The organism is Salinicola socius (genome assembly GCF_001937195.1).
GTDB classification, from domain to species: Bacteria; Pseudomonadota; Gammaproteobacteria; order Pseudomonadales; family Halomonadaceae; genus Salinicola; species Salinicola socius.
Window position 1 is genome coordinate 1 of record NZ_MSDO01000105.1, and the last position, 540, is coordinate 540.

A 540-nucleotide genomic window follows, 5' to 3' on the forward strand; every position below is an offset into this window, starting at 1 on the left:
GCCACCGATAACGATGGCGGCGTCAGTGCACCGAAGACGGTCACCATCACCGTGACCGGCACCAACGATGCACCGGTCGCTCAGGCAGGCACGACCACGACGGAAGAGAACACGTTGCTGACCGGCCAGGTTCCTGCAGCGACGGATGTCGATGGGACGATCGCCGGTTACGACCTGGCAACGGATGTCGGCACTGGCAATGGCAGCCTGAAGTTCAATGCCGACGGCTCCTACAGCTTCACGCCGGGTGCCGACTTCGACGGTCTGGCTACCGGCGAGAGCCGCGACGTCACCTTCAGCTATACCGCTACCGACAACGACGGTGGGGTCAGCGCACCCAAGACGGTGACCATCACCGTGACCGGCACCAACGACGCGCCGGTCGCTCAGGCGGCCGCGACCACGACGGAAGAGAACACGCTGCTGACCGGCCAGGTGCCGGCGGCAAGTGACGTCGACGGCACCATCGCCGGTTATGACCTGGCGACGGATGTCGGCACCGGCAACGGCAGCCTCAGCTTTAATAGCGACGGCAGCTAA

The 540-nt window shown here is 64.8% G+C and carries 1 protein-coding gene; it reads left to right on the forward strand.

Annotated elements, in window-relative coordinates:
- Positions 1-540 (forward strand): Ig-like domain-containing protein (locus BTW07_RS19070; RefSeq protein ID WP_167369297.1); only part of this gene is annotated, 540 nt, incomplete at its 5' end.